The following is a 9,408-nucleotide window of genomic DNA, read 5'->3' as shown; positions in this document are numbered from 1 at the left end:
AGCTGGTCGCGGATGCCGCAGACCGCGGCGTACCAGGGAGCCTGCAGGGGGTAGGAGGACGGCGCGCGCAACGCCCGGAGCGAGTTGCCGAGCTCGGTGAGCGGGGACACCACGAACCGCACCAGCCCGTAGTCCCCCGGCTCCAGCTGATAACGCGCCACAAGCGATTCTAGGCACGCGCCGACCTCCTGGGCATCAGCTCACGCGGTTGTACATGTCGTTGCCCGGGCACGCCGTCACGCCCAGCCGGGTCGCGCAGCCGGTGTACTGGCTGGAGCCGTTCCACCAGGTCCAGCCGCCGATGGTACGGCCGTTCAGCCAGGTGTACGTGCCGTTGTAGTTGGCGTCGTAGGTGCGGAGACTCCAGTGCACGTGGGCACCGGTCGCGGAACCGCCCGCGCAGGTGTCCATGCCGATGTTGCCGAGCAGTGCACTGCTGCCGACCGGTGTCGCGTTGTAGTACGTCGCGTTCCACATGTGGTAGTAGTCCGTCGAGAAGCCGTTCGGGTGGATCACCCGGGTCCAGCCGCCGCCGGCGCCGCACATCGAGGTCGCGGTCCCGCTGCCGGACGAACGGACCCGGCCGCTCGCGTTCCCACCGGCGAAGTCGAGGCTGCTCCAGTACCCGGTCGCGCCGTCGTTGGCGTGCGGGCCGCCGGTCAGGTTCATGTAGTAGTCGGGCATCCACGGCAGCAGCAGACCGCCCGTGTTGGCGGCGGCGGTGGCGGTCGCGCTCACCTTGTGCTCGGCGTACGCCGTCATCGTCTGCCGCTCGGCCTGGCCGACGAGCGGTGAGGTCGCGACGTAGCTGGCGAACGTACTGTCGCCTTCGAGGCCGGCGACCCACCGGCCGTTGACGTTCCGGGCGAGGTAGAGCCAGCCTTCGGGACTGCCCTCGGCGGTGCGCGGCGCCTCGACGTACGCGACACCACGAGCCCAGCTGGTCGTGGCGGTGCGGACGTCGACCACGACCTTGCGGCCCTGGGACGAGAGCTTGCTGACGGCAACGGCCGGCGTGAGGCCCTTGGCGTCGTGGGAGCGGGAAAGGATGCCTGCGGCAACGGTGTCGACGACAGCCTTGCTGCCGGCACCGAGAGTTCCGGAGGCGGCGGACGAAAGCTTCACGGTGACGCCGGGCGCTTGCGCTGGGGAGGTGGACGGCCGGCTGGAGCCGGCCGAGGCGGGTGGTGCGGCGAGGAGCAGGCCGCCGAGGGCGAGTGTGACGACGGTTGTCCTGAGGGACAGTTTCGAGGGCATGGGCGGGACCCTTCTGATCGAACTGACGGGTGCCGCGAGTGTGGCAGAACGCCTCGTCGGCCACGAGAAGTTGTAGCCGAACCCTTAACGGTTCGTCCGGGGAAGCCGGAATAGGGCGACGGGTTCCGGCTGTTCTCCCGTTCATGGCTGATTCCCGGCGTACGGCGGCGCGGTTCGACCTCGGTGAGCTCACCCATCAGTGGCTCGGGAGGAGTGGGTCGTTGAGCGTGCCGGGGCCGGTGTGGTTCCTGGTGCTCGACGGTACGGCGTACCTCGAGACGGCGGGTGGCAGTACGCCGGTCACGGTCGGCGACGCGGTGTGGGTCGACGGGCGGACAGCCTTCGCGGTCGGGTCGGACGGTGGCGCCAAGCTCGCGGTCGGGGACCTTCGGGTGGTGGTCGCGACGCGGGCGGTGCCGAGCCCGCTGGTGGTTCGTGGGTTCGCCGAGCGGCACGCGGGGGTCGCGGACCTGGTGAAGGGCTGTCCGCTGGACGGTGCGTGCCGGGCGTCGGTCTTTGCCGACGGGTACGGAACGCTGATCGGGGCGGCGATGACTGAGTCCTGGCAGCAGGACGAGGGGCCTGTTGCGGAGGCGGGCGATCCGTTGGTGGCGCGCGTGCTTGAAGCGGTGGTCGCGGACCCGGCGAACAAGTGGAGTGTGGAGTCGCTGGCGAGTCTGGTGCATCTGTCGCGGTCGGCGCTCAGCGCACGGTTCCAGAAGGCGCTCGGTCGTAGCCCGGTGCGGGTGCTCCGGGAGGTTCGGATGGGCGAGGCGCGGCGGCTGCTGTCCGATCCGCGGCTCCCGGTCGAGGCGGTCGCGTCCCGCTGCGGCTACGGATCGCTCGCCGCCTTCAGCCGCGCGTTCACCGCCGACCACGGCTCCTCACCCCAGTCCTGGCGCACCGCCCTCCTCGAAAACAGACACACCACACCGAGCCCTCAGGGCGGCCGCAGTACGGCGAACCCTCGGGACGGCCGTAGTGCGGCGAATCCTCAGGACCGCCGCAATACGCCGAAGCGTCAGGATGGGCGTAGTACCGCGAAGCCGATGCCGCTGAGTACTGCGCAGATCGCGCCGACTGTCAGCGCCGCGGCGACGCCGTGACCGTCGACGACCGCGCCGCCGACCGCAGAGCCCACGGTGATCGCGGTCTGGAACGCCGTCACCTGCAGGCTCATCGCCGACTCGGTGTGCTCCCGCTCCGCCCGCGCCACCCATAGCTGGGTCGCGACCGGGATCATGCTGAACGCGATCCCCCAACTCACCACCCCGACCACCAGCATCGGCACCCCGACGGCATACCCGGTGACAGCAAGGCTCACCGCCAGCAACAGCGGCGCAGCAGCCGACGCCACCCGCAACCGGGTCGCCAGCACCCCGGCCGCGAGATTCCCCAGCAACCCGCCGAATCCCCAAGCCAGCAACAACCACGCCGAATCCCCCGGCGTCACCCGCATGATCGCCAACCGGATGTACGGGTATGCCACGAAGTTTCCCAGCGCCGCCAGCACGATCATCACCAGCCCCGCGATCAGCAACGGGTTCCGCAGCGCGCTCCGCATCATCACCAGCCCGGCCGACGGATGCGCCGGCACCGGCGGGAACACCGCGACCAGGAACACCAGACTCACCACCGTGCAGGCAGCCGCCACCCCGAACACGACCCGCCATCCGGCCGTATCCGCGCCGACAGACGCCAGCGGGATCGCGACGATCGTCGCCACGCTGACCCCGACCGACAGACTCGTCGACACCACCCGCTCGCGCCCCGGCAGCGCCCGTACGCCGGCACCGAACGCGAACGACCAGTACCCCGCGATCGCGACCCCGAGCACCAGCCGGCTCACCAGCACAACAGCGAATGCGGGAGCCAGCGCCACCGCTACGTCCGAGAGGGCCGCCGCCGCGAGCAGTCCGATCAGCACGAGCCGCCGATCCACTCGCGGCAGCACCACCGCGATGGACGGCGCCGTCACCGCACCGGCGATCGCGGTCGCGGCGACCGCCAGCCCCGCCGTACCTTCGGAGACCCCGAGGTCGGCGGCCATCCGGGGCAGCACGCTGGCCGGCAGGAACTCACTCGCGACGAGCAGGCAGATCCCGAGATCGAGAGCGATCAGCGGCACGAGGCCGGAACGACGTACCGCCGGCTCTGAGACATCCGTAGAAGACACCCTCCAAGCCTCGTGGCCGGAACCGCCGTGCGCTTGATCGTCCGTCGCGAGCGGTTGATCGGAAGCGCTGCCTTGACCTTGACGCGGGGTCAACCCTGCATGCTGGCGCCCATGAGTACCGATGCGGCAATCCGGGTGCAGGGATTGCAGAAGTCCTACGGGAAACAGGAGGTCCTGCGCGGCGTGGACTTCGAGGTGGCGCGCGGCAGCATCTTCGCGCTGCTCGGCTCCAACGGCGCCGGCAAGACCACGACGATCAGGATCCTCGCGACCCTGCTCCGGGCGGACGCGGGATCCGCCACGATCAGCGGGTACGACGTCGCCGCGCAGGCCGCCGAGGTCCGGCAGTCGATCAGCCTGACCGGGCAGTTCGCGGCCGTCGACGAGATCCTCAGCGGCCGGGAGAACCTCGCGCTGGTGGCCAGGCTCCGGCACCTCGCCGACCCGGGCAAGGTGGCGGACGACCTGCTGGCGCGGTTCTCGCTGACCGAGGCGGGCGGCCGCCGGGTCGCGACGTACTCGGGCGGTATGCGGCGCCGGCTGGACATCGCGATGAGCCTGATCGGGGACTCGCCGGTGATCTTCCTGGACGAGCCGACCGCCGGCCTCGACCCCGAGGCCCGGATCGAGGTGTGGCAGCTGGTCAAGGAGCTGGCCGGCTCCGGTACGACGGTGCTGCTCACCACGCAGTACCTGGACGAGGCCGAGCAACTGGCCGACCGGATCGCGATCCTGCACCAGGGCCGGATCATCGCGAACGGCACGCTCGCCGAGCTGAAGCAGCTGCTGCCGCCGGCCAAGGTCGAGTACGTCGAGAAGCAGCCGACGCTCGAGGAGATCTTCCTGGCGATCATTGGAGACAAGCGATGACGAACTACTTCTTCAGCGACACCGTCGCCCTGACGGTGCGGACCCTGCGCCACATCACCCGCAGCCTGGACACGATCATCACGACCGTGCTCACGCCCGTCGCGCTGATGCTGATGTTCGTCTACGTGTTCGGCGGCGCGATCTCCACCGGATCCAAGTACATCAACTTCATGCTGCCCGGCATTCTACTCATCACGATCGCCTCCGGCATCTCCTACACGGCGTTCCGCCTCTTCATGGACCTGAAGAGCGGGATCCTCGAACGCTTCCAGTCGATGCCGATCGCACGGTCCGGCCTGCTGTGGGCACATGTCATCACGTCCATGGTCGCCAACGTGATCGCGCTCGTGATCGTCGTCGGTGTCGCTCTACTGATGGGCTTCCGCTCGAGCGCCGGTGTCCTGGCGTGGCTGGCGGTGACGGGCATCCTGCTCCTGTCGACGCTGGCGCTGACCTGGCTGGCCGTGATCCCCGGACTCACCGCGGGATCGGTGGAGAGCGCGGGCGCGTTCGCCTATCCGCTCATCTTCTTGCCGTTCCTGAGCTCGGCGTTCGTGCCCACGCAGACCATGCCCGGCCCGGTGCGGTGGTTCGCCGAGCACCAGCCGGTGACGTCCATCGTCAACACGATCCGTGCCCTGTTCGCCCGGCAGCCGGTCGGCAACGACATCTGGACGGCGCTGGCCTGGTGTGTCGGCGTGCTCGTCGTGGCGTACATCCTGGCGATGGTCGCCTTCCGCCGGAAGACCGCCTGAGGCAGGCTGGGCCCATGCTCTCCATCAGCCAACTGGCGGCGTACGCCGGGGTGACGGTGCGGGCGGTACGGCACTACCACAAGATCGGCCTGCTGCCCGAGCCCGTCCGCGACCGCTCCGGGTACCGGTCGTACGACTCCGCCGCCGTCGTCCGGCTGATCCGGATCCATACGCTCGCGGGGGCGGGAGTTCCGCTGGCCCGGGTCCACGAACTGCTCGCGGCGGCCCCGGCGGAGTTCGAGGACGGCGTACAGGAGATCGACAAGGAGCTGCGCGCCGAGATCCGCCGGTTGCAGGACAGCCGCCGGCGGCTCGCCAGGCTTGCGGCCGGTGATCACCTCGCGCTCCCGCAGAGCGTTGTCGGCTACCTCGACCGCCTGCGTGATCAGGGCGTCAGCGAGCGCTACCTCGAGATGGAACGCGGCGCCTGGATCATGATCGCCGCCAAGGTGCCCGAGGTGATCGACGCCGTGATCGCGGCGAAGCACGAGCAGCTGGACGATCCCGACACGCAGAAGCTCTACAGCCTGGTGAGCGAGGCGGTCGAGAACCAGGGCGACGAAGCGCTGCTGGTCGAGATCGCCGACATCCTGGAACGCTTGTACATCCGCGCCGCCGACGCCGGACAGCTCGGCGACGAACCGTTCGACGACCAGCTCGTCGAGTTGCTGGACGCGATCATGCTCGAGGCCGCACCCGAAGCCGCGCGGCTGCTCGCGATCCTCGAGGAACGCGGCTGGAAGGGCTGGACCCGGATCGAACAGGTGCCGGACCGGATCACCTCGAAGTGACCCAGCCCACTAATCGTTAGTGTGCTAACTATTTGCTATCCTCGGAGTATGACCGCGGAACGGACGATGCCGGAGAACCCGCTGGCGCTGGAGCACCAGGTGTGCTTCGCGCTGGCGATCGCCGCCCGGAGCGTGATCGGGCTGTACCGGCCGGTGCTCGAGCCGATGGGGCTGACGCATCCGCAGTACCTCGTGATGCTGGCGCTCTGGGAGTTCGAGCCGGTCTCGGTCAAGGACCTGTCCGGGATGCTCCAGCTCGAGCCCGCGACGCTGTCACCGCTGCTCAAGCGACTCGAGAGTGCCGGTCTGCTGCGCCGCGACCGTGACACCCGGGACGAGCGCTCGCTCGCGGTTTCGCTCACCGACAAGGGCCGGGCGCTGCGCAACGACGCGCTGAAGGTCCCGCCGGCCGTCGTCGCCCGGCTCGGCATGGATCTCGACGAGCTGATGGAACTCCACGAACGCCTGACCCGCGTCATCGCCGCGGCGCGGAACGCACCCCGAAGTGAGGAATGATGGAAGAGGCACCGTACGCCGACCACCGACCGAGGCCCCGGCGCCGGGTCCGACGCCGTACGCCGCGGCCGATGAACATCGAGACCGTCCAGCGCTGGGTCGTCTCGGCCGTCCTCTTCCACGTGGGCACCGTCCCCGCCGTGACGCTCGCGGTCTACAGCATCGGCGTCTCGCATGACACCTTCGGCAAGGGCGTCGGCCTGTGGTTCATGTCCGGCGTGATCGGCGTCCTGACCGCCGCCGGCATTCTCGCGATCCACCGCCGCAGCCTGCTCTCCCCCTGGCTCGTCCTCGGCGTCCTCCCGACCGCCGTCACGGGTTTCTACATCTTCCGCTAGCAGTGCTGTCGGCCGAGTGCGGCCTGCTATCGGTGAGCGGGTTGGTTCGATCGTTCGAATAGACTCGCCTGCTGTGCGCATTCTGGTATTGCAGCGTGACGGTGGGGCGGGCACGGTTGCCGCTCTGCGGGCGGCCGGGTTCGAGGCTGACCTGGTGGGTGACCGGGTCGCGGCGGCGCGTGTGCTGAAGGAGTCGGCGTACGACGGCGTCGTGGCGGACGATCTTTCGTTGGTGGTGGCGCTGCGGCGGGACGGGGTGATGGTGCCGGCGCTCGTGATCGGTGTGGAGGGCGACGGGGCCGCGCTGGTGCAGTACGGCGCGGACGACTACCTCGGGTTGCCGGTCGATCCGTCGGAGGTTGTCGAGCGGGTGCGCAGCATCTGCCGGGAACCGGTAAGCGTCTCCGTGCAGCGGTTCGACGACGTGGATCAAGCCGTACTCGAAGTGCTGCTGCGAACACCCGGCGCACTCGTGACACGAGCGCGGCTCGAACAGGAATGTGGTGCCGACGTCGACGCTGTCGTCGAGCAGATTCGGGAACGCGTCGGCGATGCGATCCGGATCGACGCGGTGCGGGGAATCGGGTTTCGGGCGCACGAGGCGGAAGCGGGGCAGCGATGAGCGATGCGGGTAAGCGGCGTGGCTGGTTCCAGCGCCGCCGGGACGCGCGGGTCGCGCAGAATCTCGCCGTACGGCAGGCGGAGATCTCCACGCTCGGCCTGGACTACGACAGCGCGCTGAACAGGTTCGACGACCTTGTCGAGTCGGACCAGGTCGCCGAGGCGTTCAACTTCGCCGAGCAGGCGCGGTACAGCCTGGACACCGGCACCCGGGGCGCCGGCGAGCTCATGGTCTCGCTGCTCGAGGTGACCCAGGAACGTCTCAAGGACGCCGCGGCGACTCTCGACCGCGTACTCACGCTGGCCGGTCCCCAAGCTGAACCCGACGTCGCCCTCCGCCGCGCCCAGCTCCTCCTGCACCTCGACCGCAAGGCCGAGGCCGTCGAGCAGCTGCACCGCGCGCTCGACAACCCGAGCACCCGGCGAATGGCGAAAGCAGCGATCGCCCTCGGCCGGATGAACGCCGACCAGGGCAACGACATCGAGGCGGAGCGCTACCTGCTGCTCGCGTACGACTCCGGCCACGCGCCGTCCGTCGTCTCGGCCGCCCTCGACCTGGGCAAACTCAAGGAACGCGCCGAGCTCCCGTACGACGCCCGTACGTTCTACGAGACCGCCGCCGACTCGACCCTCCACTCCGAGTACACCGCGGCCCGGATGCGACTCGGCGTACTCCTGATCGCGCTCGGCGACCACGATCGTTCCCGCGCGCTGCTGGAGGAACTCGTGGCAGACGACGACCTGGAAACCGCCACGATGGCCGCGATCAACATCGGCGCCCTGCACCGCGAACGCCAGGAATGGCCGGACGCCATCCGCTGGCTCGCCCTCGCCGCCGCGTCACCGATCCCACACCTGAGCACGATGGCCACCCAGCTCCTCGTCGAGGCAGAAGCCCTCTCCGGCCGGTAGGCAGGTCACGCGGTGGCCCAGCGAGTGCGGGCCGTCGCGGCGCGGCGGGCTAGCTCCTCCTGGTCCTGGAGGGCCTGTGCCAGGACGGGTGGTACGGCGGTGGCGACTTCGCGGACCCGGTCCAGGAACGGGATGTCGGCAGTGGTCGGGAAGGCGTAGCGGGCTAGGCGAGCGGCTGCGAACCAGTCAGTGGCGTGGGCGAACGGGACCAGGCGCTCCAAGAACTCCGTCGCGTGGTCGGTGTCGTGGCGGGGATGCCAGAGCGCTGCGCCGAAGGTCCGCAGTACGGCGGCCGGAACGCCGGGGGCGGTCAGCAAGAGGTCGAGCGCGGCGTTCTTCGCGGCTGCCGTCGGGATGGCCGGGCGGGCCGCGGCTGCCTGCCAGGTGGCGTCCGGGTCGGGGTCTCGGGCTTCCTCGGCGTCGATCTGCTCGTCGGTCCCGGCGCCGAGGGCGATCAGGCGGGTGAGGAGGCGCCAGCGGATCGGTTGTGGCAGGTCGGCGTTTGTCAGGAACGAGTCGACCAGGGTCAGTTGGTCTTCGGTTCCGGCGCAGTCGGCCAGGGCTTCGATCAGGACGAGGTCGGAGGTTTTGAGGGCGGAGGTGATGGCTGTGGCCAGCGGGTGTTCGAGGGCTGGTCGTTGGGTGCGGTTGGCGTAGATGGTTGCTTCGGTGGCGAGGGTTGTCAGGGCCTTGAGGTGGATGGGGTCTGGTTCGGTGGCTACGGATGCGGCTACGTAGGTGACTATGTCGGCGGCCGGTAGGTGGCCGGTGATGAGGAGGCCTCGGAGGGTACGGCGGGCCGTGGAGCGTGCGATTGGATCGGTCAGCTCGGCTCCGGCCGTGACCAGGGTGCGGATCGAGTGCTCGTCGGGGCGCAGGATCGCGTACGTCGTGTCCCGGTCGTCGAGCAGCACCAGCCGGGATCCATCAAGCGACAGCTGGGCACCGGCTCCGGGGAGGGGGAGGTTGGTGCGGGGTTCGGTGAGTGGGAGTTCGATGCGGTGGCGTCTTGTGAGGGGCGTGCCGCCGTATACGCCGACCGAGATCGTGTGCGGACGCGGGATGCCTTCCTGTACTAGTACGCCGTCGACGAGTGCGATCGTGTTGATGCCGCTCGACTCCAGCCAGGCTCTTGACCAGGCGGTCAGGTCGACCGGTGTGAACGGCTGGAC

Annotated in this window: 11 protein-coding genes; 8 read left to right on the top strand and 3 right to left on the bottom strand. The window is 69.5% G+C overall.

Features of this window, described 5'->3' with window-relative positions:
- Window positions 1-195 precede the first annotated feature (195 nt).
- Entirely contained in the window at window positions 196-1,257 is a 1,062-nt protein-coding gene (locus VFF46_RS00770) for a M23 family peptidase (protein ID WP_325035000.1), read from the bottom strand.
- 143 nt (window positions 1,258-1,400) lie between these two features.
- Here VFF46_RS00770 and VFF46_RS00765 point away from each other — a divergent pair, with 143 nt between their 5' ends.
- Window positions 1,401-2,363 carry an AraC family transcriptional regulator gene (locus VFF46_RS00765; RefSeq protein ID WP_325034999.1) on the top strand — a complete coding sequence of 321 codons (963 nt, stop codon included), beginning with the start codon at window positions 1,401-1,403 and terminating at the stop codon, window positions 2,361-2,363.
- On the opposite strand, the gene VFF46_RS00760 is transcribed toward VFF46_RS00765, so the two are convergent.
- Entirely contained in the window at window positions 2,279-3,433 is a 1,155-nt protein-coding gene (locus VFF46_RS00760) for an MFS transporter (protein ID WP_325034997.1), read from the bottom strand. The two genes, VFF46_RS00765 and VFF46_RS00760, sit on opposite strands and share 85 nt — an antisense overlap.
- A gap of 111 nt (window positions 3,434-3,544) precedes the next feature.
- Here VFF46_RS00760 and VFF46_RS00755 point away from each other — a divergent pair, with 111 nt between their 5' ends.
- From VFF46_RS00755 to VFF46_RS00725, 7 genes are all read left to right on the top strand, one after another.
- A complete protein-coding gene (locus tag VFF46_RS00755; protein ID WP_325034996.1) occupies window positions 3,545-4,303 on the top strand; it encodes an ABC transporter ATP-binding protein in 759 nt (252 codons plus the stop codon).
- Window positions 4,300-5,058: an ABC transporter permease gene (locus VFF46_RS00750; protein ID WP_325034995.1), complete on the top strand. Its 759-nt coding sequence runs from the start codon at window positions 4,300-4,302 to the stop codon at window positions 5,056-5,058. Before VFF46_RS00755 ends, VFF46_RS00750 begins: the two co-directional genes overlap by 4 nt.
- A 14-nt stretch (window positions 5,059-5,072) precedes the next feature.
- A complete protein-coding gene (locus VFF46_RS00745) occupies window positions 5,073-5,849 on the top strand; it encodes a MerR family transcriptional regulator (RefSeq protein WP_325034994.1) in 777 nt (258 codons plus the stop codon).
- Between the two features lie 48 nt (window positions 5,850-5,897).
- Window positions 5,898-6,365, top strand: a complete 468-nt coding sequence (locus tag VFF46_RS00740) for a MarR family winged helix-turn-helix transcriptional regulator (RefSeq protein WP_325034993.1) — start codon at window positions 5,898-5,900, stop codon at window positions 6,363-6,365.
- Between the two features lie 71 nt (window positions 6,366-6,436).
- Complete coding sequence (locus tag VFF46_RS00735; protein WP_325034992.1) at window positions 6,437-6,703, top strand: hypothetical protein; 267 nt, start codon at window positions 6,437-6,439, stop codon at window positions 6,701-6,703.
- A gap of 73 nt (window positions 6,704-6,776) precedes the next feature.
- The gene (locus VFF46_RS00730) at window positions 6,777-7,325 is read left to right on the top strand and encodes a hypothetical protein (RefSeq protein ID WP_325034991.1); all 549 of its coding nucleotides are present in this window, start codon (window positions 6,777-6,779) and stop codon (window positions 7,323-7,325) included.
- The gene (locus VFF46_RS00725) at window positions 7,322-8,236 is read left to right on the top strand and encodes a hypothetical protein (RefSeq protein WP_325034990.1); all 915 of its coding nucleotides are present in this window, start codon (window positions 7,322-7,324) and stop codon (window positions 8,234-8,236) included. The genes VFF46_RS00730 and VFF46_RS00725 overlap by 4 nt, the downstream gene beginning before the upstream one ends.
- A gap of 5 nt (window positions 8,237-8,241) precedes the next feature.
- On the opposite strand, the gene VFF46_RS00720 is transcribed toward VFF46_RS00725, so the two are convergent.
- Window positions 8,242-9,408 (bottom strand): ERAP1-like C-terminal domain-containing protein (locus tag VFF46_RS00720; RefSeq protein WP_325034989.1); only part of this gene is annotated, 1,167 nt, incomplete at its 5' end.

It is taken from the genome of Kribbella sp., assembly GCF_035655035.1.
GTDB lineage: Bacteria > Actinomycetota > Actinomycetes > Propionibacteriales > Kribbellaceae > Kribbella.
The sequence above is the reverse complement of the archived record's forward strand: the minus strand, read 5'-3'. Positions and strand labels throughout refer to the sequence as shown.